Here is a 22,304-nt window from a genome sequence, read left to right as displayed (position 1 = left end):
AGTTCAAGGACCGACATGCCAGAGACTTCCGTCCCGATACGCCCACTGCAGAAGGCCTACGACTATATCGTCGTCGGATCCGGGTCGGGTGGTTCGCCGGTCATCCGCCGACTGATAGACGGCACGGACGCGACGGTGCTTCTGATCGAGGCCGGCGAACCCGGCATCGGCGTCGCCGAGATCGAGGACCCGCGCGAATGGGTACCGCTTGGGCGTGGCAGATGGGACTGGGGCTACGACTACGCCCCGTCTCCGCTGGTCAACGGCCGCACCATCGGTATCCCCCGCGGAAAAGTGCTCGGCGGCTCGTCCGCGACCAACGCGCTGATGTGGTATCGCGGCAACCCGCTCGACTATGACGCCTGGGAAACCGCGGGATGCGAAGGCTGGTCGTTCCGCGATGTCCTACCGTATTTCAAGCGCGCCGAAGACTGGGAAGGCGGCGAAACCACCTGGCGCGGCGCTGGCGGTCCTCTCAAGATCACAACGAGCAGGATGTTGCACCCAGTCGCACGCGCGATGCTGGAGGGCGCCCCCGAAGTCGGCATCCCTGTTATCGCCGACCCGAACGCTGCCACCAATGAAGGCGCCTGCCCGTCGAACTTCAACGTGCTCGACGGCAAGCGCTGGAGTTCGGCGAAAGGTTATCTCCACCCGATCCTGGAAAACGAACGACTGACGATCCTGACTGGTTCGCAGGCGATCGGCCTTGTCATCGAGAACGGTCGCTGCACCGGCGTGCGCCACCTCGTTGACGGCAAACCCGTCACAACGCTGGCAACGACCCAGGTCGTGCTGGCGGCCGGCGCCATCGACACGCCACGCCTGTTGATGCTCTCCGGCATCGGCGACCCGGCCGAACTCGCCCGCCTCGGCATCCCTCTCATCCATGCCCTGCCGGGAGTGGGTAGAAATCTGCAGGACCATCCGCTGGTGCAGGCCGTGGTCTGCCGCTCGAAAAAGCCGCTGGGGCCGAAGACAGACAATGGCGGCGGCACCATGCTGAACTGGAAATCGCGGCCCAATCTCAAGCAGCCGGATGTCCATTCCTTCCCCGTCCAGGGCAACAGCGCAGAGACGCGCCTGCGCGAACTCTACGACATGTCCGGTGAGGTGTTCTCCATGGGCGCCGGTCTGATGCACTCGAAGAGTGTCGGCTATCTCCGCATGCTGACAGCCGATCCCTCCGGACCGCTCGAAATCCAGCCAAACTACCTCGCCGAGCAATCCGATCTCGACGCGCTCGTCTCAGCCGTCGGCACGGTGATGGATCTGGCCGAAACAACGGCCTTCGCCGAGATCTTTGACGGCTTCGTCGCCCCGGATCGAAGGCTGACGAAAACCGAAACGGTGGAGTTCGTCCGCAACGGCTGTTCCACCTTCTTCCATCCCTGCGGGACCGCGAAGATGGGCAAGGACGAGATGTCCGTCGTCGACGCTCGCCTCTCGGTCCATGGACTGCACGGCCTGACGATTTCGGATGCCTCGGTGATCCCGATAATCCCGACCTGCAACACACACGCGCCGGTGACGATGATCGGCGAACGCGTGGCCGACTTCCTCATGGGAGCGGCCTGAAACTTGCTTGCACGAAACCGTCGACCAGAGGTCGCGGAAAAGGATGACGATGACCGGCATGATCCTCACAGCTGACTATCTTCTGACCATGGATGATGCAAACAGCGTCATTCCAAAAGGCGCAGCCGCCATAGAGGATGGGCGCATTCTCGCTGTCGGCCCTCTTCAGGAGATTGAGGCTAAGCATCCGGATCTGACTATCCGCAAGATCGACAATGCCGTCCTGATGCCTGGCTTGATCAACGCCCACGCCCACTCCGGCTTCCTGCGCGGCACGGCGGAACATCTTCCTGTGTGGGACTGGCTGACCATCCACATCAATCCGATGCACCGAATGCTCCAGCCGCACGAGGCGGAGGTTGCTTCCCGGCTCTGCTATGCCGAGTCCGCCCTCGCCGGAACGACGACGGTGGTCGACATGTGGCGCTACATGGACGGCAGCGCTCGCGCCGCGCAAGCGATCGGCACGCGTCTGGTCGCCGTGCCCTATGTCGGCGAGCATCCGGATTACTATTATTTCGACACGCTCGACATGAATGAGGCCATGATCGAAACCTGGCACCGCAAGGCCAATGGCCGCGTCAATGTCTGGGTCGGGCTTGAGCACTTGTTTTACGCGGACGAGGCCGGCCAACGCCGTGCCATCGAGATGGCCAAGCGCCACAATACCGGCTTCCACACACATTGTTCAGAAGCGGAAGTCGAGATCCAAGGCTTCATTGACGTCTACGGCAAGCGGCCGATGTATATGCTGGAGGACCTCGGCTTTTTCGAAACGCCGCGCACCATGCTGGCCCATGCCGTCTGGCTCGACGAGGCGGAGATCGAACTGATCTCGAAATACAATGTTTCCATAGCGCACAATCCTGTCTCCAACATGAAGCTCGCCTCCGGCATCGCGCCGATTGCCGACATGCTCGCCCGCGGAATTCCGGTCGGCCTCGGCACGGACGGCGAGAAGGAGAACAACAATTTCGACATGTTCGAGGAGATGAAAGCCGCATCCCTCCTCGGCAAGCTGCGCCACCGCGACGCCGCCGCCATGGATAGCTGGCAATGCTTGCGCATGGCGACGATCCTCGGCGCTAAGGCTATCGGCCTGGACCACGAGATCGGCTCCCTCGAGGGCGGCAAGCGGGCCGACATCATCGCGATCAGAACCGACACGCCGCGCATGACACCATTGTTCGGCGAAGGCCCCTATTTCAATCTCCAGCACAATCTCGTCCATGCTGTGCGCGGCGGAGACGTTGCCATGACCATGGTCGACGGCGAGATCATCGTCGAGGACGGATTCCTGAAGACCGGCGACGTCAAGGAAATCATTGCCGATATCCATGCCATGGCCCCGGATCATTTCGCCCGTCGCGCCAAGTGGCTCGCCGAGAACGGCGGCGGCACCAAGCAGTGGATCAGCGAGAAAGGAGGCACGTCATGAAAACCACCGATCAGGTAGCCCTGGACGACTGGTACGCGATCGCCACCGCGAGCGAACTGACGAGCAGAACCGTCAGGACACGATTGCTCGGTCAGGACATCGAATACATGCTGTCCGAAGGCGGCTCGCCTCTGGTTCGGGAAATCCTAGATGACGGCCGGCATGGCCCCGCACTTCCCGTTAAGGAACGATATGGCTGCCTGTTCACCAGTCTCGGTACGCCGAGAAAGGATATCGTCCATATCGAGGAGGCGGAGGAGGAAGACCGCCGCTTCGTGCCCTGCGGCTGGGTTACGATGCGCGCCTCGGGCCTGCGGGTGGTCGAAAACTTCCTCGACATGGCGCATTTCCCCTTCGTCCATACCGACATTCTCGGCTCCGAGCCGCACACCGAGGTTCCGGGCTACCAGAGCGAGATCCGCCGCGATGTCGACGAGGTCTGGGCGACCAACTGCACCTTCTTCCAGCCGCGCATAGCAGCGACCGAGGACAAGGGTGATTTCGTCCACCTGACCTACCGCGTGCCCTCGCCTTTCGTGGTCATGCTCTACCGCGTCTGTCCGACCTCGCCGAACCGGCTGGACGCCATCGCCCTGTTCATCCAGCCGATGGAGGAAGGCCTCTGCCGGGCTCAGCCGGTGATGTATCTCGTTGACCAGACCTCGACCCATAAGTCACTGCTGAACTTCGAACAGGTCATTTTCCTGCAGGACCGGATCATCGTCGAAAACCAGCGTCCCCTGCTGTTGCCGCTCGAGCCGCGCGCCGAGATCCCGACGCGGGCGGATTCATCATCCATCGCGTATCGCCGCTGGCTGAAGGAAAAAGGCATCCGCTTCGGCACCACCGCGGGAGGATACTGATGACCTTAAGAAGGAAAAGGGCCGCATGCGCGTGTTGAAGCCCACCTCCCTTCAAGAGGCACTCGGCATCACCTCATCCGATCCCGACAGCCGTTTGATTGCCGGCGGTACGGCGCTGCAGCTTGAATGGGCCAGGGGCTTGCCGAAACCGTCGACGATGATCACTCTTGCGAACCTGCCCGAATTGCGCGGGATTTCGCAGGAAGAGAACTCGATCCGCATCGGGGCGCTGTGCACTCTTGCGGACATTATCGGCGAAAAAGCCATAGCCGACCATTTTCCGCTTCTCCATTCGGCTCTCACGGTCGTCGCCGGACCGGCGGTCCGCAATCTCGCGACCATCGGCGGCAATATCTGCGGGCGAACCGGCTGCCTGCTGCCGGCTCTGCTGGCGCTCGATGCGGAGCTCGAAGTCGCGACCACGAACGGAGCCGAAAGATACCTCCTCACAGCGTGGCTTTCGGAACCAACAGTTCACGCAACGATTCTCGTCGCGATACACCTCCGTCCGCAGCTATCGAGTGAACGCTATACATTCCGGAAGACGGGGCTGCGCGCCGCCTTCACGCCGAGTGTGATAAACGTCGCGGGACGGTTCCGTCTTCAGGAAGGACTCGTCACCGAACCCCGCCTCACGATCGGCGGTGGTGTCGTTCCTGTCACTCGCCTGGCCGAGGCGGAAGCGATGATGGCGGGATCCGACGCCGGCTCCATCGATTGGGCCGCGCTGCACGCTTGTCTGCTCGATAAGATAACCGCCCCGGACGACGATTTCCGCTCCGGGAGCTACCGTCGCCGCGTCGCTGCAAACGCACTTGTTCATGGATTGGGAGGCCCCTTGCCTCCGATACGCTCGATACATCCGACCACCCCGCTTCCGCAACCAGAGCCGCTGGACAGCGAAATCGTGCTTTCCCGCGCGCGACGGTGCAACCGCTGGCACATACGGCCGGACATGGCTGACAAGATACGCGGCAGGCTCGGCTACCTCACGGACAAGCGCGAGGATGGCATGCTCGTCGGTCGCATCCTGCGGGCAGGCATTCCACACGCCCGCATTCTCTCCATCGACACGACTGCCGCGGAAGCCCTGTCGGGGGTCGTCGCTGTTGTCACCCATCGCGATATCGCAGGATCGAACGCGTTCGGAATTGTCATCCAGGACCAGCCGGCGCTCTGTCACGACAAGGTCCGCCACAAGGGCGATCCGGTGGCGGCGGTGGCGGCCATCGACGCAAAGACGGCGGAACGAGCACTCGCGCTGATCAAAGTGGAATACGAGCCGCTGCCGCTCGTCGACACCCCCGAGGCAGCGCTCGCCGATAATGCCGCGCTTGTTCACGATGGTGGCAATCTGCAACGGGAGCTGTTCTTCCGCCGTGGCGACGTTTCGGTCGGCTTCGAAACTGCCGCGTTTGTCGTGGAGGAGACTTACGTCACCCCGCGCCAGATGCACGGTTTCATGGAGACCGAAGGCGGTTACGCCTTCATGGAGGAAGGCGGCACGCTGAACGTCTTCGTCGGCGGCCAACACGGCGGTCGCGACCGGCTGCAGCTGTCACGGATACTGGCAATGCCGGAGGAAAAGATCCGCGTCGTCACCTCGCCCACGGGTGGCGCCTTCGGCGGCAAGGACGAACTGTCGGTCCAGCCGGCGCTGGCTTTGCTGGCGCTGAAATCGGGCAAGCCCGTCCGGCTGCAACTGTCCCGCGCAGAGTCCGTGCTCGCCGGCCAGAAACGCAATCCGATGACCATCCGGATGAAGACAGCCTGCGATGCGAACGGAATGCTCCTCGCACAGGAGGTGGAGGTGCTCGCGGATGCCGGGGCCTATGCCTCCCTTGGCCCCGGCGTGCTGGAAACAGCGCTCGAACACGCGACCGGTCCCTATGCGGTGCCGAACGTGTCCACCCATGGACGGTTGGCCTATACCAACAACGGCACCTGCGGCGCCTTCCGCGGCTTCGGCGCCAACCAGATGACCTATGCCGTCGAGTGCCAGATGGATCGTCTGGCGCGGCTCGCGGGATTGTCGCCTGTGGAAATTCGCGCCCGCAATCTCCGGTCCGCCGGATCGCCCGGTTATCTCGGACAAGTCGTCTCGAAATCCGAGCGCATCGCCGAAATGCTTCATGCCGCCTCGGCCTCGGAGTTGTGGCGCAATCCGCAGAGGCCTTCCGCCGATGGCGAATGGATCATCGGTACCGGCATGGCGATGAACTATCAGGGCAACGGCTTGGGTTCGGTCGTACCCGACCCCGCCGGCGGACGTCTGGCGTTGACCCCCGATGGCTTCATCGAAGGAGCCTACGGTCTGGATGAAATGGGTCAAGGACTGCTGCCACTGATCCAGGCGACGGTCGCCGCCGAACTCGGCTGTGCCCGGGAAGACGTGAAAGCGACGGTTGGCGATACCAGAATTGCGCCCGAATCCGGTTCCACCACAGCCTCGCGCGGCACCTATGTCGTCTGGGAATCCGCGAGAAGGGCGGCGCCGGAATTTTCGCGGAAAGTCCGTTCCGCCGCCGGTGCGCTGCTCGATCGAGACCCTGAAACGCTCGTCTTTGCCCCCGGCGGATTGGCCGAACGCGGCTCCAACAGCGGCGACATCCTCCTCTCCTATCATGATCTCGCCAAGGCCACACCCGAACCCGACCTGCCGTGCGTGGCGGTCGCCTACGAATTTCCGAAGACGGATTATCCAACTGCGAACGCCCGCTACATCTTCGCATTCGGCGCCGCGATCGCCAGGGTCGCCGTCAGCCGCGTCACCGGACAGGTTCGTGTTCTTGACCTCCACCAGCACTCCGCCGCAGGTCCCGTCATGGACGTCGCCGCCTATCTTGGCCAGCTCGAAGGTGGCGCCGTGCAGGGGCTGGGCTTCACCCTGACGGAGGACGCGCCGATGCGCGATGGCGGCTATCTCACCGCCAACCTCGACACGTACATGCTGCCCGGTATTCAGGACACCCCGGAAACCATGAGAATCTTCGCGCTCGAGGGACTGGATGCGGACGATGACCTCGGCCCCCGGGGATCCGGCGAGCTTGGCATCGGCGCGGTCACGCCGGCGATTGCCAATGCCGTGGCCTCAGCGATCGGCTATTGGCCCGCCGTGACCCCCATCCCGCCCGAAGCGATTCTCGAAGCCTTGGCGGTGACGGCATGACGACACGCTTTCATTTGAATGGTAAGCCCGTCGTCGTGGCCTGCGCGCCGGACACCCGCCTTGCCGACATCCTGCGCGATCACCTCTCCACGACCGGCACGAAAGTTGGCTGTTCCGTCGGCCGCTGCGGCGCCTGCACGGTGCTGATGGATGGCAAGGCGGCGAACGGCTGCCTTCTGATGGCCTTCCAGATCGACGGTACGCAGATCGTCACCATCGAAGGTTTGGAAAGCCACGCGCTCGGTGCTGCCATCGTGGCGGGACTGGAAGAGGAAAACGCCTTCCAGTGCGGCTATTGCGCGCCGGGCTTCACGATCGCCTTGACCGCCCTTCTGGACGAGAAGCCGGATGCGACGGAAGCGGACATCCGCGCCGGAATCGAAGGCAATATCTGCCGCTGCACCGGCTACCATTCCATTATTCGCGGAGCGCTGAATGCCGCCCGCCGCGTTCGCGAGCAATCTCGCGCCAACGGAGACTGACATGACGATCGCCATCACCAACTCCGAGCCTCGCACAGAAGGCGCGAGAACCTTTCTCGCGAGGCGCAAGAAACAGTTGTTCATCGACGGTACCTGGCGGGACGCGTCCGACGGCGACTTCTTCGAGACCTTCGATCCGGCATCAGGGAAGCTTCTTGCCGAGCTTGCCGGAGGAACGGCCACCGATGTCGACGCGGCCGTCGCAAGCGCCCGCTCCGCACTTGGTTCCCACGAATGGAAAGGCCTCACCCCGTCGGCCCGCGGCAAGCTACTCTGGAAGATCGCCGAACTGATCGACGCCCATGTCGAGGAACTGGCGGAACTCGAAACGCTGGACCAGGGCAAGAGCTACAAGACAGGTCGCTTCGGTGAGATTCCGGCCTCCGCCGAGCAGTTTCGCTACTACGCGGGCTTTTGCACGAAGATATTGGGGACCACCATCCCTACGTCCATCGCCTACCAGCCCGAAGGCAAGCAGATCTTCGCCTATACGACCCGAGAGCCGATCGGAGTCGTGGCTGCAATCACACCCTGGAATTCGCCCATGCTGATGGCGGCCATGAAGCTGGCACCGGCGCTGGCCGCCGGCTGCACGGTGGTTCTGAAACCCGCCGAGGAAACGTCGCTGACGGCGATCCGGCTGGTCGAACTCATGATCGAGGCTGGCCTGCCGAAAGGCGTCGTCAACCTCGTCACAGGTTTCGGCGAAACCGTGGGTGCGGCGCTCACCGCCCATCCCGATGTCGACAAGGTCGCCTTCACAGGTTCGACGGAGGTCGGCAAGCTGATCGTCAGGGCGGCACAGGGCAACCTCAAGAAACTGACGCTCGAGCTCGGCGGCAAGTCGCCGGCGATCGTCATGCCCGATGCGGACATGGCGCTGGCGATCCCGGGCATCGCACGCGGCATCTTCTCAAATTCCGGTCAGGTTTGCGTCGCAGGCTCGCGGGTCTATGCGCACCGGACAGTCTTCGAGGAAGTCGTCGAAAAAGTATCGAAAGCTGCCAGCGCCCTGAAGCTAGGCCACGGCCTGGATGAATCTACCGATCTCGGACCGCTCGTCAACCGCAAGCAGTCGGACCGGGTCGCGAGCTTCATAGCGGAGGGAACCGCCGATGGCGCTCACATCGCAGCCGGAGGCCGGCAGGACGGCGAATTCGGCACCTTCTTCGAACCCACCGTCGTAACATCGGTCCGGCCCGACATGCGCCTGATGCGCGAGGAAATCTTTGGCCCGGTAGTCGCTGTCACGCCCTTCGACGACGTCGAGGAAGCCATCACCTATGCCAACGACAGCCCCTATGGTCTGGCTGGCAGCGTCTGGACGCAGGATCTTTCCTCGGCGCACCGCCTTGCCGCCAGCGTCAGAGCCGGCACGATCTGGATCAACTGCCATTCCTATTTTTCGCCGGAACTGCCCAAGGGCGGCCACAGGCAATCCGGCTGGGGATACGAGAACGGCGCCCAGGGTCTCGAAAACTACCTGGAAACCAAGACGGTGTGCGCCGTCATCTGACAAATGGTTATTGCGGCGTGATCGCGAGTTTCACCAGCCGGAACGGACTGGAGACGGTGTTGGCCGCGACGTCGAGGATGAAGCCGCCGACGCTGCTCAGATCCTGCCGTTCGGCGGTGAGCTTCGGGTAGAGAGCCGCAAGCTGGACGTAACGATCGTGGTTCAGCGGATTGGTCGGCGAGATACCCGACACATCGACGAGCAGGATTTTCTCTCGTTCCGCCACCTGCGCGACCACCGGATCGGCAACGTCGAGAGCGCCGATGCGGCCGTTGCCGGTCAGAAACTGCGACGCCTGCAGCGCACGATCGTCCTTGGAAACCAGGATCGTCAACGGCGGCGACATGGGACCTATCACTGCCATTTGCTGCCGGAACACATCGACGTCGATGTCGGGTGCCGCAAGCATGACGTTGAGTTTTGCGAGCACGTCGGACCGGTCGCTCAGCTTCAACTGCCGCAGCGTCTCGACCACGAGCCAGCCACCCATGCTATGTCCGAAGAGAAGCACCCGGCCTTTGCCGCGACCGGCCGTCAAACGCGTCAGCGTCTCGGCGAGATAGTCCCGCGAATACGTCACGGATTCCTTGTCGGCAAGATAACCGGTCACCGCCGCCTGGGAAGGCCAGGCAAAAAGCACCGGCACGCCCTCGACATTGGCATCGGCCGACATCTGCACCACGCGGAAGAGAGACTCCTGAAAGTTGAAGTTGAAGCCATGCACGAATACACCGACATCGGTGCCATCCGAAGCTTCGATTTTAGCCTGATTGCCCACTTCCCGGTAAAACTCGTCCGCCGACAAGGTCCGTTGCGCCGTGACTGCAAATGTCTTGGCCGGATCGGGATGGCCGCCTTTCGGCCACTCGATCTCGCCCGCCTTGTGCCCCGGAGGAACCGATACGGTATAAGCCGCAAAATTCAGTTCGGGTGCCTTGCCGTCGGTGTATCCGAGGCCTTCCTTGTTCTCGCGCGTGGTGGCGACGTAGACGGTGACCTGCTTGGTGTCCGGCAGCGCCGATTGAGACAGGCTCAGCGCCTCCGGCCCCGGTCTGCCGGCACAGGCGGTTAGCGATAACACCGCGCAAAGGCCAAAGACGAACTGAAAGGCGCGAACAAGAGTGATGCGCCGGGCGTCACCTGAAAACGTCATGTTGACTGCTCTTTCACCAACAACTTGTGAACCCGCCCAGATGCGCTGAATACCATCCTCACGGTGAAGGGCAAGGCCCCAGGCCGGTCGTCACGCCACCCTTTATCACACGACAGCGCCCGTGTCGCGAATCCAGCAGAGACGCGTCGCGAACACCGCATTGGGTGCACTGCAAACCTGCTCTATTGTCAATCACAGGAGGTGCCGTCCGGACACGGGCGGAGAATTGGGAAGCCGGTCAGAATCCGGCGCTGCCCCCGCAACGGTGGTGGAGTGAAGAACCGGCAAATTGCCACTGGGAGGAGTCCTGGGAAGGCGTCGGTTTGATCCGCAAGGATGCTCCAGAGCCCGGAAACCAGCCTCGGGAGATAAGTTCATTACGATCGCGGTGGGCGGTCGGGGACAGGTCGGCCACGTGCCTTTGCGCGCGTGTTCAGTCCTGCTCGTCCACCGTCCATTTTTAAACGAGGACGAAGACATGGACTTGCAGAATACTGTATTGCGGCAGTTGAAGAACCGCCGGGAAGGCTTCTCCCTCGAGCAGCCCTTTTACATCGATCCCGACTATTTCAAGCTCGACATGGAAACGATCTGGTATCGCGACTGGCTGTTTATCGGCCATGACTGCGAAGTGCCGCGCGCCGGAAACTATTTCACCGTCCAGATCGGCGATTATCCCGTCGTCGTCGTGCGCGGCAAGGACGGCGTCATCCGCGCCTTCCACAACACCTGCCGCCATCGTGGCCACCGCGTCTGCACGCAGGACAAGGGTGCATCCGCCAAGCTCGTCTGTCCCTACCACCAGTGGACTTACGACCTTGACGGCTCGCTCGTCTTCGCACGCCAGATGGGCGAGACCTTCGACAAGTCTGAATTCGGCCTGAAGCCGGTCGCCTGCGAGAGCGTCGCCGGCTACATCTTTATCTGCCTTGCCAACGAGCCGACTGACTTCGCACCCGTCCGCGCCACCATCGAGCCCTACATGGCGCCGCACCGCCTCTGGGAGGCGAAGGTCGCCGCCCGGACGACGATCATCGAAAAGGGCAACTGGAAGCTCGTCTGGGAAAACAACCGCGAATGCTACCATTGCGCCGGCAACCACCCGGAACTCTGCCGCACCTATCCGGAAGCACCGACCGCCACAGGCGTTCAGGGCGCGAAGGATGATCCCTTCATCGCCGAGCACTGGAAACACTGCGAGGACGGAGGCCTGCCGAGCGAATTCCGGATGGATCCGACCGGCCAGTTCCGCGTCGCCCGCATGCCCCTCATTCAAGATGCGGTCAGCTACACCATGGACGGCAAGCCGGCCGTTCGCAGACCCCTTTCCGACGACGTGAAAATCTCGCGCATCGGCACGATGCTGCTGTTTCACTATCCGACGACCTGGAACCACATGCTGGGTGATCACGCGATCTCCTTCCGCGTCCTGCCGCTCTCGGCCGAGGAAACCGCCGTCACCACCACCTGGCTGGTCCACAAGGATGCGGTCGAAGGCGTCGACTATGACGTCGATCAACTGACCCACGTCTGGAACATGACCAACGACCAGGACCGTGCCATCGTCGAGGAAAACGCCTTCGGCATTCGCTCCCCCGCCTACGAACCCGGCCCTTACTCGGTCGAACACGAGGGCGGCGTCATGCAGTTCGTCGAATGGTATGTCAATTTCATGATCAACCGTTTGCAGGGCGACAAGTCCCGCCTGTCCGCGGTGGCCTGACATGAACATCGCCGTTCCCAGCTATCGCCATGTCGACGAAATGCGCCCCTGGTCGGACCGGGAGCACATGCTCGAATGCGTCGCCGTCACGCCGGAAGCGCCTGACGTCATGACCTTCACCTTCAGGCCGGATCGCTCCGGCCTGTGGTTCCGCTACCTTCCCGGCCAGTTCGTGACGCTGGAAATTCCTGTCTCTCCCGAACCGGTGATGCGCACCTACACACTCTCCTCCAGCCCCTCCCGGCCTTACACGGTGGCAGTGACGGTCAAGGCGCAGAAGGAGTCGATCGGGACCCGTTGGATGTTCGACAACCTGAAGCCCGGCATGCGGTTGAAGGCGATCGGCGCGCTTGGCGACTTCTCCTATGCAAAGCATCCCGGCCGGAAATACCTGTTCGTCTCCGCCGGCTCCGGCATTACGCCGATGATGTCGATGACCCGCGACATGAGCGACCGGGCTCCCGATAGCGACATCACCTTCCTGCACTGCGCCCGTTCTCCTGATGACATCATCTTTCGCTGGGAGCTTGAGGCCAAGGCGCGGGAAATGCCGAACTTCACGCTTGGCCTGATCATCGAGCAGCTCGGTCGCGGCCAGCTCTGGTCGGGGCTCAAGGGGCGCATCGACAAGGCGAAGATCGCGCTTTTGGCCCCTGACTTCCTCGACCGGACCGTCTTCTGTTGCGGCCCCGAACCCTTCATGGCGACGGTGCGCGAGGCGCTGGCCGGTGCCGGCTTCGACATGAAGAACTATCACGAGGAAGCCTTCCAGCCGGTAAAGCCTGAACTGCCGGTCGTTGTCGCCGATCACTCCGACGGCGCCCAGCCGACAAAGGTCATCTTCTCGATGTCCGGCAAGACGGGCCTTTGCGAACCGGGTCACACGCTTCTCCAGGCCGCCCGCGCCAACGGCGTTCGGATCGGTGCCGCCTGCGAATCTGGCCTCTGCGGCACCTGCAAGGTCATGAAGATTTCCGGGCAGGTCGAGATGAACCACAATGGCGGCATTCTCGATGACGAGATCGACGAAGGCTACATCCTCGCGTGCTGTTCGCGGCCTCTCGGCGAGGTCGAGATCGAGGCCTGAGATCGATATGAAAACGCCGGGCGTCCCGGCGTTTTTTGTGTAGCAGGCTAGGCGTCTGAAAGCAGTGCCTTCAGACTGTCAAGCGTATCCGCCTCGGCGGATGGCTTGTCCCAGCGCAGCCTCGAAATGCGCGGGAAGCGCATGGCGACGCCGGACTTGTGCCGGCTCGACCGGTTGAGCCCCTCGAAGGCGATCTCCAGCACCAGCCCCGTCTCGCGGTTCGCCCGTACCGAGCGCACCGGTCCGAAGCGGTCGATTGTGTTGTCGCGCACATATTTGTCGATCTGCCGCAACTCCTCGTCGGTGAAGCCGAAATAGGCCTTGCCGACAGGGACCAGTTGTAGCCCGTCTTCGCCCTCGTCCCAGACACCGAAGGTGAAGTCCGAATAGAGGCTCGACCGCTTGCCGTGACCGCGCTGCGCATACATCAGCACGGCATCAACGGTATAGGGATCGCGCTTCCACTTGAACCACGGCCCCTTCGGTCGTCCCGCGACATAGGCCGAGTCCTTGTGTTTCAGCATCACACCCTCGATCACCGGATGAGGGGGCGCCAGCCTCTGCCGGTCGAGATCGCTCACATCGGCATAGGTGACCTGCGGCGAGAGGTCGAACCGGGTTTGGTCCAGCCCATCGACGAAGGCTTCGAGCAGCTTCCGCCGCTCGTCGAAGGGTAGAGAGCGTGTATCCTTGCCGTCGAGCATCAGCAGGTCATAGAGCCGCACGAAGGCCGGATACTGTTTCATGAGCTTGTCGGGCACCGTCTTGCGGTTCAAGCGTTGTTGCAGGTCCGAAAACGTGCCGACATGCTGCCCCGGTACGCCGACGAGCAATTCGCCGTCCAGCACCGCCTCGAAATCGATCGCGCCGAGCAGGTCCGGAAACGTGCCGGAGATATCATCGCCAGTACGCGTGTAAAGACGCTGGACGCCACCTTCCGACGAGACCTGGACGCGGATGCCATCCCATTTCCACTCCGCACGGTAATCCTCGGCAGTTACGCGGTCATAGTCGCCCGTCTCCAGCGGATTGGCGAGCATGACCGGTCGGTAGAGCGCCGCCGCCGCGCTGACGGGCTTAGCCTCCCGACCCTCAAGCCAGGCGAAAAGCTCAAGGTAGGGCGGCTCCAGCCCATGCCAGAGCTCCTCGATTTCGGTGACATCGACACTGCCCATATTGGCAAGCGCCTGCTTCGCGAGCCGTGCCGATACGCCCATTCGCATGCCACCGGTCATCAGCTTGATCAGCGCGTAGCGCCCCGAGGTATCCAGCGCATCCATGAAAGCAACAAACTTGGCCGGCGCCGCGCTGCGCGACGTCGCCTGTAGGGTTTCGACCACCTCGCCAAGCGTCGGCTCTTGCATATCGTCCGCGCTCGCATCGTCCGGCCATATCAGTGACACCGTCTCGGCCAGATCGCCGACGTAATCATACGAGTAGCCGAACAGAACCTCGTCGATCCGCTCCATCGCCAGTCCGCGGATCACCGCCGGTTTGATACCGACGATGTCGAGCCCGCCCGTCAGCGCCGCCAGCGCATAACCGCGATCAGGGTCGGATGTGGCGGAGAAGTAATCCGCCATAAGCGTCAGCTTGCCGTTGCGTGACGGCGTGAGGACCAGGCGATCGAGCAGTTCGGAAAAGGCGCGCATCACTCGTTCTCGTCTTCGTAGCCGACGAGGTGCAGCGGCTTGGCCCGGATCTGGTTGAGCTCGCACCAGCGCACCAGCGCTTCCTCGCGGCCATGGGTGACCCAAACCTCAGAGGCGCCCGTCTCCCGGATCGTCTGCGTCAGTTCCGGCCAGTCGGAATGGTCGGAGAGAATGAGCGGCAATTCCACGCCACGCTGCTTTGCCCGCTGGCGGATTCGCATCCAGCCCGAGGCGAAACATGAAATCGGATCAGCGAACCGCCGCGCCCAGCGATCGGCAAAGGCCGATGGTGGACCTATGACGATGGAGCCGGCGAAATCGTCCCGCCCACCCCGATCGACAGTCGCCGGTTCGAGCAGACCGAGATCGATACCGAGGCCTTGGTAGTAATCGCAGAGCTTCTGAAGCGCGCCATGAATGTAGATCGGCTTCTCGTACCCGTGACGTCGCAGCAGCCCGATCACCCGCTGCGCCTTGCCCAGCGCATAGGCGCCGACGATATGAGTGCGCTCGGGAAACTGCTCGACGGAATGCAGAAGCCGGCCTATCTCCTCGGCATCTGGCGGATGCGTGAAGACCGGCAGCCCGAATGTCGCTTCGGTAACGAAAACATCGCAAGGAACCACCTCGAAGGTGGCGCAGGTCGGATCGGAGCGTCGCTTGTAGTCACCTGATACGACGATCCTCAGCCCCTTGTGCTCGACGGCAATCTGCGCCGAGCCCAGCACATGCCCGGCCGGATGGAAGGAGACCCGGACTCCGTTTATGTCGACGGTTTCCCCATAGCAGACCGGCTGCCTCTCGCCGGTAAAATCCGAGCCGTAGCGGATCGCCATGATGTCGAGCGTTTCGGTCGTTGCAAGCACCTTCGCGTGTCCGGACCGCGCATGGTCCGAATGTCCATGCGTGATCGCGGCGCGCCCGACGGGACGAACCGGATCGATATGGAAATCACCGGGCGGGCAATAGAGACCCGCGGGAGTCGGGATCAGCAGTTCCGAAGGGCGGATCATGCTTTTGAAGATAGGGGCGTATTGAAGCTTTGCAAGCTGCCTCAAACTTGCGGAAATGGCGGGTCCGGATGCGCCACAAAAAACGGCTTGAGGTCCGTTTCGGCGACCGCCTCGATCCTGTCCGGCGACCAGCGCGGATTGCGGTCCTTGTCGATCACCGCCGCGCGCACGCCCTCATAGAAATCCGGTAGATCGAGAATAGCCGCCGAACCGGCGAACTCCCGGTTGATGCACTCCTCCAGGCTGGCACTCGCCCTCCCCAGCCGCAGCATCCTCAGTGTGATCTTCAGCGAGGTTGGCGACCGCGTCAGCAGCCGCTCCCTGGTCTTCGCGGCGAACTCGCCCGGTTCGCGATTCAGGGCGGCAAGGATGTCCTCGATGGTGTCGAAGCCAAAGGCGCGGTCGATAAGATCCACGTGCTCAGTCAGCGTAGGCGTTCCAGGATCGGTCGCGAACCTCAGCATAACCTCATCGACCTCCACCCTCCCTGAATCGGGAGAAAGTGCTGCGAGAACGCCGCGAAGCTCCGGTAACCGATCGCTGGCAACGCAGAAATCAGCAAGCCCCGCAAGGATTGCATCCGCCGCGCCGATGATCTCGCCGGTAAGTCCGAGATAGGTGCCCAATTCCCCGCCTTTCCGCGTCAGAAGCCAGGTTGCGCCAACATCGGGAAAGAAACCGATCCCCGTTTCGGGCATTGCGAGCTTCAAACGCTCGGTCGCGATCCGGTGGCTGCCGTGGGCCGAGACCCCCACGCCGCCGCCCATCACGATCCCGTCCATGAAAGCGACATAGGGCTTCGAAAGGTGCGGAATGCGCGCATTCATGCGGTACTCTGCCCACCAGAACCGCAAACCTTGTCCGTCCCCGGCCTTGCCGCTCTCGTGCACCATGCGGATGTCGCCGCCGGCGCACAGCCCCCTCTCCCCCGCCCCGGTGATCAGGATCGCCGCGATAGCCGGATCAGCTTCGAAATCATCGAAGGCGGCGTCCATGATATGCACCATTTCCAGGTTCAGGCTGTTGAGCGCCCTCGGTCGGTTGAGCGTGATGATGCCCAGAGAACCTTCCTTCGTGACGACAACAGGCGCTTCGTCCATGATCTTCCTCCATGATGCTTGATGCGGATTGAAGCGTATGGGGCGCCTCGATCAAGCGCCACTTTCGTCGATTGATCAGACGATGTCGTAGGGCATCGCCCGGCGCACCGTGTGGTCGACCACAAGCTTCCGCTTGATCGGCGGCACCGCGCGGCTCGCGCATTTCGTCCGCTCACAGATCCGGCAGGAAATGCCGATCGGGTCATAACCGGCGCGGTTGCCAAGATCGAGGTCATCGGCGTAGACGAAGGCATCGGCGTAGGAAATCTCGCAACCAAAGGCGAGCGCGTAACTGGGATGTGTCGTCCGGAAACCGCCAGCGCCCTTGTTCACCTGCGTCGCAAGACAAAGGTACCGCACCCCATCCGGCGTCTCGGCCATCTGCCTGATGATCCGCCCCGGTGTCTCGAAGGCCTGGTGCACGTTCCAGAGCGGACAGGCGGCGCCAAAGCGCGCGAATTGTAGCTTGGCGGCGCTGTGCCGTTTGGTGATGTTGCCAGCGCGATCCACACGGGCGAAGAAGATCGGCACCCCCTTCAGCCCCGGGCGTTGCAGGGTCGAAAGGCGATGACAGACCTGCTCCAGCGAAGCGCCGAAGCGGGCGCCCAGCAGCTCCACGTCGTGCCGCAACTCGCGCGCAGTGGTCAGGAACAGGCGATAGGGCAGGATCAACGCGCCGGCGAAATAGTTGTGCAGGCCGATGCGACAGATCTCCTGCGCCTCTTCTGTGCGGAAGGCCGCCTGACGTAAAACGGCAGCGATACCGTCGGCGGCCGCAAGCTGGGCAATCACCAGCGCCAGCTGGAAGTCGCGGGTCGCGGCCGGCGCATAGCGGTTCAGGGTCAGTACCTTCGTCTTCGGATCGAACCGCCTCAGCGTCTCGTCCGCCGCCTCGCCGCGCGCGACCCGGACGCCATACTCCCTTTCGAGATAGGACACCAGCACTGCTTGGTTATCGCCGCCGCCGATCGAAAGCCGACCAGCGAGCGCTTCAGCCACCGTGTCGATGTCGTGGATGTAGTTGTCGACGAAATGGAAGAAGTCCCGCACTTCCTCATAGGGCGTCGGCTCGACCGGCGCCACGCCCCCCAGCCGGTCGTCGAAGCTTGCGATCTGCTCGCTGGCGCGGCGATAGGCCTGATGGCTGGCGATTAGCGCATGGGCGAAGCCCGGCGCGTTCTGCGTGACGAGCTTCAACTCCTGCAGGCTCGGCGAATAGGTTTCGTAAAGCGGATCGGAAAGCGCCTCGCTCAGCGCCGAAAGAAGCCGATCGTCCTGGCCGCTGGAGAGCGCGGTGATGTCGATCCCGAACTTCTCCGCCAGAGCCAGAAGCACGGACGCCGAGACAGGCCGCTGGTTGTTCTCGATCTGGTTGAGATAACTGGTCGAAATGCCGATCATGTCGGCGAACTGCCCCTGCGTGGCGCCGTTCGTCTGGCGGATTTCCCGCACCTTGCGACCGATAAAGAGCTTGCCGACAGCCATTTTGCAATTTCGCAATTTACACTTCGCAAATTTATAGTTCCGCAGTTGCACCTGTTCAATCATTTTCTTTGCCAACAGGGCCGGTTATCTGCAGAAATCGAGAGGGTAAAACCTCTTTGGAAAGGCTTTTGGGAATGTCGGGAGGAAACATGCACGCCGTACTCGATCAGCTTGCCGCTCGTCGTGCCGAGGCCCATTTGGGCGGCGGTCAGCGGCGTATCGACGCCCAGCACGCCAAGGGCAAGTTGACGGCGCGCGAACGCATCGCGGTCCTGCTCGACGAGGGCAGCTTCGAAGAATACGACATGTACGTCACTCACCGCTGCGTCGATTTCGGCATGGGAGACCAGAAAGTGCCGGGCGACGGTGTCGTCACCGGCTGGGGCACGATCAACGGCCGTCAGGTCTATGTCTTTTCCCAGGATTTCACCGTGCTCGGCGGCTCGCTGTCGGAAACCCATGCCCAGAAGATTTGCAAGATCATGGACATGGCGATGAAGGTGGGCGCGCCCGTGATCGGTCTCAACGATTCAGGTGGCGCTCGTATTCAAGAGGGTGTGGCCTCGCTGGCCGGCTATGCCGACGTCTTCAAGCGCAATGTCGACGCCTCGGGCGTCATCCCGCAGATCTCCGTCATCATGGGCCCCTGCGCCGGTGGTGCCGTTTACTCGCCCGCCATGACCGACTTCATTTTCATGGTCCGCGACAGCTCCTACATGTTCGTCACTGGCCCGGACGTCGTAAAGACCGTCACCAATGAGATCGTCACGGCGGAAGAGCTCGGTGGCGCCTCGACCCATACGAAAAAATCCTCCGTCGCTGATGGCGCCTACGAGAACGATATCGAGGCCTTGGAACAGGTCCGCCTGCTCTTCGACTTCCTGCCGCTGAACAACCGCGAAAAGCCGCCGGTCCGCCCATTCCACGACGATCCCGCCCGGGTCGAAAACCGCCTCGATACGCTAATCCCCGACTCGTCGAACAAGCCGTACGACATGAAGGAACTTGTCCTTGCGCTGGCCGACGAGGGTGATTTCTTCGAGATTCAGGAAGCTTTCGCCCGCAACATCATTACCGGCTACATCCGCATCGAGGGCCAGACCGTCGGCGTGGTCGCCAACCAGCCGATGGTGCTCGCCGGCTGCCTGGACATCGATAGCTCACGCAAGGCGGCCCGCTTCGTCCGCTTCTGTGATGCCTTCAACATTCCGATCCTCACGCTGGTCGACGTGCCGGGCTTCCTGCCTGGCACCGCCCAGGAATATGGCGGGGTCATCAAGCACGGCGCCAAGCTCCTCTTCGCCTACAGCCAGGCGACCGTGCCGATGGTCACGCTGATCACCCGCAAAGCCTATGGCGGCGCCTATGACGTTATGGCCTCCAAACATATCGGCGCCGACATCAACTATGCCTGGCCAACCGCCGAAATCGCTGTGATGGGCGCCAAGGGGGCAGCCGAAATCCTTTACCGCTCGGAACTCGGCGATGCCGACAAAATCGCGGCGCGGACGAAGGAGTACGAGGTCAACTTCGCCAACCCCTTCAAGGCGGCAGAACGCGGCTTCATCGACGAGGTGATCATGCCGCACTCGTCACGTCGGCGAATCGCGCGGGCCTTTGCCAGCCTGCGCAACAAGCAGGTCGGCACGCACTGGAAGAAACACGATACCATACCGCTCTAGAGGCGGACCGGAAACGACGGCTGAATAATTTTGAATTGACGGATAAAAGGGAGGTCGGATCGAACTATTGCAGCGACAGCCACCTATATGGGGTACGTCACGCAATTTCGTTGACCGAGAAAGGACCGATTTCCATGAGCGACCCGAAATTTCCGCCCGAGAAGAACCTGCCTGCCGGCTACGTGCCGCCGAAAGTCTGGACCTGGGAGCCCGGCAACGGCGGGGCCTTCGCCAGCATCAACCGCCCCACCGCCGGTGCCCAGACCGAGAAGGAGCGCCCAGTTGGCAAGCATCCGCTGCAGCTCTACTCGCTGGCGACGCCGAATGGCCAGAAGGTGACGATCCTGCTCGAGGAATTGCTCGCCGCGGGCCATTCCGGCGCTGAATATGATGCCTGGCTGATCAACATCGGCAAGGGCGACCAGTTCGGGTCCGGCTTCGTCGAAGTCAACCCGAACTCAAAAATCCCGGCCCTGATGGACCACGCGCCCAAGGATGGCGGCAAGCCGATCCGCCTGTTCGAGTCTGCATCAATCATGACGTATCTGGCCGAAAAGTTCGGCGCCTTCCTGCCGACGGATCTGCGCGCCCGCGCCGAGACCTTCAACTGGCTGTTCTGGCAGATGGGCTCCGCCCCCTTTCTCGGCGGCGGCTTCGGGCACTTCTATTCATACGCGCCGATGAAGATCCAGTACGCCATCGACCGCTATGCGATGGAGGTAAAGCGGCAGCTCGACGTGCTGGACCGTCATTTGGCCGACAACGAGTTCATGGCCGGCAGCGAGTACACGATCGCCGACATGGCAATCTGGCCTTGGTACGGCCGCATCGCTTTGCATGGCGCCTATGACGATGCCGGCACGTTCCTGTCCGTCGATGACTACAAGAACGTTCAGCGCTGGACCAAGCAGATCGCCGCCCGTCCCGCTGTCAAGCGCGGCGTCATGGTCAACAAGACCTCGGGCGACCCGTCCGAACAACTGCACGAACGCCACGACGCCTCCGACTTCGATACGAAGACGCAGGACAAGATCGGCAAGGCGTAAGGAGAACGCGGATGGCGAACCTGCCCGACATGACCAAACATCGCGGATTTCCGGGAGGCATGCCGGGCACCGGCGTCCAGTTCACCATCCGTCGCGCCAATCCCAGGGGTGTAACGCCCCTGAAAGCCCTGCCGCGCAAGGCGCGGCCGGGCACCAAGGAACACCGCATCGACGCCGCCTTCCTTCATGCGCTCTGGCATCACTTCGGATCGGAGCCCTTCGAGCGAGGCAACCTGGATGCGGCTCGACTGAGCCTGCTGTTCGGCCGCGAAGTGGTCCCCGCGGAAAAGGATTTCGACCCGCTGTCATACGAGGCGATGCTTGTCATCGACGAGAAGGTGGCGCGGCAGAACTTTCCCGAATCCTTCGACGACGTGTTCGAGGTCTGACGGATGGCGAAGGAACCACTCATGCCGAAACACCAGGGCTTTCCACTCGGCCTGCCAGGCACGCAATGGCAATACACCCTGCGTCGTGCAAACCCGAAGGTCACCCCGCTCAGCAACTGGCCGCGCCATCGCACCATGGACCAGACGGTGGCGCTTGCCGACATCGGCTTCGTCCAGGCGCTCTGGCAGGCTTTCGGCACCGAACCCTTCGAGCGTGGAAATCTTGATGGCGAACGCCTCTGCCGGCTGTTCGGTCGCGAGGTGATCGCCGCCGAACGCGGCTTCGATCCGCAGTCATATTTCGCAAAGCTGAAGCTCAACGAATCCCTTGCCGGGAAGAACTTTCCGGAGGCCTTCGGCGAGGTGAAGGACGAGCAGAGTGTAGCGAAAGGCTTGAAGAAGAAGGTGCGGGATTAGCGGGCATGCCGACACTCCTTTTCTGGAAAGGACATCGTTTTCTTTTCTACTCGAAGGAGATCGGCGAGCCGCCACATATTCACGTCCTGAAGGACGGAAAGCAGTTGAAAGTGTGGTTGCGGGATCTCGGTGTTGCCCGCAACGCAGGCTTCGCGGCCCATGAGGTGAATGCTATCCTCAAGGTTGTCGCCGAACACCGGCAGGGTTTCGAGGAGAGGTGGAATGACCACTTTGGACATTGACGAGCGACAGCTGCAGGTCCGCTCCGTGGACGTCACGGACGACAGCATCATCTTTGACATGGTGGACGGGCGCAGGATTGTAGCGCCGCTCTGGTGGTATCCGCGTCTTGCGAAAGCATCTCCCGAACAGCGTGCCAAGGGTGAAATTCTCCCCTTTGGTGACGCCGTCGGCTGGGAAGACATCGACGAATACATCAGCGCCAAGGCGCTCATCATCGGAGGCGCCGCTCCCGGCGCCGTCCCGCCTGCTCAAGCTGCCGAGTAAACGC

Annotated in this window: 19 protein-coding genes and 1 riboswitch; of the genes, 14 read left to right on the top strand and 5 right to left on the bottom strand. The window is 62.3% G+C overall.

Translation table 11 applies throughout. The annotated features are described in order from the left end of the window. Positions 1-15 precede the first annotated feature (15 nt). The 6 genes from J5J10_RS19960 to J5J10_RS19935 are packed head-to-tail and all read left to right on the top strand — an operon-like array spanning position 16 to position 9,046. On the top strand, positions 16-1,578 hold the full coding sequence (locus J5J10_RS19960) for a GMC family oxidoreductase N-terminal domain-containing protein (RefSeq protein ID WP_211931443.1): 1,563 nt from the start codon (positions 16-18) through the stop codon (positions 1,576-1,578). Between the two features lie 49 nt (positions 1,579-1,627). Beyond that, entirely contained in the window at positions 1,628-3,016 is a 1,389-nt protein-coding gene (locus J5J10_RS19955) for an amidohydrolase (protein ID WP_249116970.1), read from the top strand. Beyond that, the gene (locus J5J10_RS19950) at positions 3,013-3,879 is read left to right on the top strand and encodes an aromatic ring-hydroxylating dioxygenase subunit alpha (protein ID WP_211931441.1); all 867 of its coding nucleotides are present in this window, start codon (positions 3,013-3,015) and stop codon (positions 3,877-3,879) included. Before J5J10_RS19955 ends, J5J10_RS19950 begins: the two co-directional genes overlap by 4 nt. A 25-nt stretch (positions 3,880-3,904) precedes the next feature. Beyond that, positions 3,905-7,048: a molybdopterin cofactor-binding domain-containing protein gene (locus J5J10_RS19945; protein ID WP_211931440.1), complete on the top strand. Its 3,144-nt coding sequence runs from the start codon at positions 3,905-3,907 to the stop codon at positions 7,046-7,048. Next, positions 7,045-7,530, top strand: a complete 486-nt coding sequence (locus tag J5J10_RS19940) for a (2Fe-2S)-binding protein (protein WP_211931439.1) — start codon at positions 7,045-7,047, stop codon at positions 7,528-7,530. Before J5J10_RS19945 ends, J5J10_RS19940 begins: the two co-directional genes overlap by 4 nt. 1 nt (position 7,531) lies before the next feature. Then, complete coding sequence (locus J5J10_RS19935) at positions 7,532-9,046, top strand: aldehyde dehydrogenase family protein (RefSeq protein ID WP_211931438.1); 1,515 nt, start codon at positions 7,532-7,534, stop codon at positions 9,044-9,046. A gap of 7 nt (positions 9,047-9,053) precedes the next feature. Here J5J10_RS19935 and J5J10_RS19930 read toward each other — a convergent pair whose 3' ends face one another. After that, positions 9,054-10,199, bottom strand: coding sequence for an alpha/beta fold hydrolase (locus tag J5J10_RS19930; RefSeq protein ID WP_211931437.1), 1,146 nt, complete (start codon positions 10,197-10,199; stop codon positions 9,054-9,056). A gap of 182 nt (positions 10,200-10,381) precedes the next feature. Further along, a riboswitch (cobalamin riboswitch) is annotated at positions 10,382-10,578 on the top strand. Between the two features lie 99 nt (positions 10,579-10,677). Between J5J10_RS19930 and J5J10_RS19925 the strand changes: the two genes are divergently transcribed. Beyond that, positions 10,678-11,922: an aromatic ring-hydroxylating dioxygenase subunit alpha gene (locus tag J5J10_RS19925; RefSeq protein ID WP_211931436.1), complete on the top strand. Its 1,245-nt coding sequence runs from the start codon at positions 10,678-10,680 to the stop codon at positions 11,920-11,922. Position 11,923: 1 nt separating this feature from the next. Then, entirely contained in the window at positions 11,924-13,009 is a 1,086-nt protein-coding gene (locus tag J5J10_RS19920; protein WP_211931435.1) for a hybrid-cluster NAD(P)-dependent oxidoreductase, read from the top strand. 47 nt (positions 13,010-13,056) lie between these two features. On the opposite strand, the gene J5J10_RS19915 is transcribed toward J5J10_RS19920, so the two are convergent. The 4 genes from J5J10_RS19915 to J5J10_RS19900 all read right to left on the bottom strand — a co-directional run bounded on the left by J5J10_RS19915 (position 13,057) and on the right by J5J10_RS19900 (position 18,259). Then, positions 13,057-14,661: a cisplatin damage response ATP-dependent DNA ligase gene (locus J5J10_RS19915; RefSeq protein WP_211931434.1), complete on the bottom strand. Its 1,605-nt coding sequence runs from the start codon at positions 14,659-14,661 to the stop codon at positions 13,057-13,059. Continuing rightward, complete coding sequence (locus tag J5J10_RS19910) at positions 14,661-15,671, bottom strand: ligase-associated DNA damage response exonuclease (RefSeq protein WP_211931801.1); 1,011 nt, start codon at positions 15,669-15,671, stop codon at positions 14,661-14,663. Before J5J10_RS19910 ends, J5J10_RS19915 begins: the two co-directional genes overlap by 1 nt. A gap of 44 nt (positions 15,672-15,715) precedes the next feature. Next, positions 15,716-16,774: an enoyl-CoA hydratase/isomerase family protein gene (locus J5J10_RS19905; protein ID WP_211931433.1), complete on the bottom strand. Its 1,059-nt coding sequence runs from the start codon at positions 16,772-16,774 to the stop codon at positions 15,716-15,718. A 75-nt stretch (positions 16,775-16,849) separates the two neighbouring features. Next, positions 16,850-18,259 carry an XRE family transcriptional regulator gene (locus J5J10_RS19900; protein WP_211931432.1) on the bottom strand — a complete coding sequence of 470 codons (1,410 nt, stop codon included), beginning with the start codon at positions 18,257-18,259 and terminating at the stop codon, positions 16,850-16,852. A gap of 149 nt (positions 18,260-18,408) precedes the next feature. Here J5J10_RS19900 and J5J10_RS19895 point away from each other — a divergent pair, with 149 nt between their 5' ends. The 6 genes from J5J10_RS19895 to J5J10_RS19870 all read left to right on the top strand — a co-directional run bounded on the left by J5J10_RS19895 (position 18,409) and on the right by J5J10_RS19870 (position 22,300). Further along, entirely contained in the window at positions 18,409-19,941 is a 1,533-nt protein-coding gene (locus tag J5J10_RS19895; RefSeq protein WP_211931431.1) for an acyl-CoA carboxylase subunit beta, read from the top strand. A 134-nt stretch (positions 19,942-20,075) separates the two neighbouring features. Further along, positions 20,076-20,987: a glutathione-dependent disulfide-bond oxidoreductase gene (gene yghU / locus J5J10_RS19890; RefSeq protein WP_211931430.1), complete on the top strand. Its 912-nt coding sequence runs from the start codon at positions 20,076-20,078 to the stop codon at positions 20,985-20,987. 11 nt (positions 20,988-20,998) lie between these two features. Beyond that, the gene (locus tag J5J10_RS19885) at positions 20,999-21,376 is read left to right on the top strand and encodes a hypothetical protein (protein ID WP_211931429.1); all 378 of its coding nucleotides are present in this window, start codon (positions 20,999-21,001) and stop codon (positions 21,374-21,376) included. A gap of 3 nt (positions 21,377-21,379) precedes the next feature. Next, complete coding sequence (locus J5J10_RS19880) at positions 21,380-21,793, top strand: hypothetical protein (protein WP_211931428.1); 414 nt, start codon at positions 21,380-21,382, stop codon at positions 21,791-21,793. Positions 21,794-21,798: 5 nt separating this feature from the next. Next, positions 21,799-22,035 carry a DUF4160 domain-containing protein gene (locus tag J5J10_RS19875; protein WP_211931427.1) on the top strand — a complete coding sequence of 79 codons (237 nt, stop codon included), beginning with the start codon at positions 21,799-21,801 and terminating at the stop codon, positions 22,033-22,035. Continuing rightward, on the top strand, positions 22,016-22,300 hold the full coding sequence (locus tag J5J10_RS19870; RefSeq protein WP_211931426.1) for a DUF2442 domain-containing protein: 285 nt from the start codon (positions 22,016-22,018) through the stop codon (positions 22,298-22,300). Before J5J10_RS19875 ends, J5J10_RS19870 begins: the two co-directional genes overlap by 20 nt. Positions 22,301-22,304: the final 4 nt, after the last annotated feature.

It is taken from the genome of Ciceribacter sp. L1K23, assembly GCF_018122705.1.
In the GTDB taxonomy this organism is placed as follows: domain Bacteria; phylum Pseudomonadota; class Alphaproteobacteria; order Rhizobiales; family Rhizobiaceae; genus Allorhizobium.
Note: the sequence above shows the minus strand (reverse complement) of the source record. Positions and strands in the feature narration are given on the sequence as shown.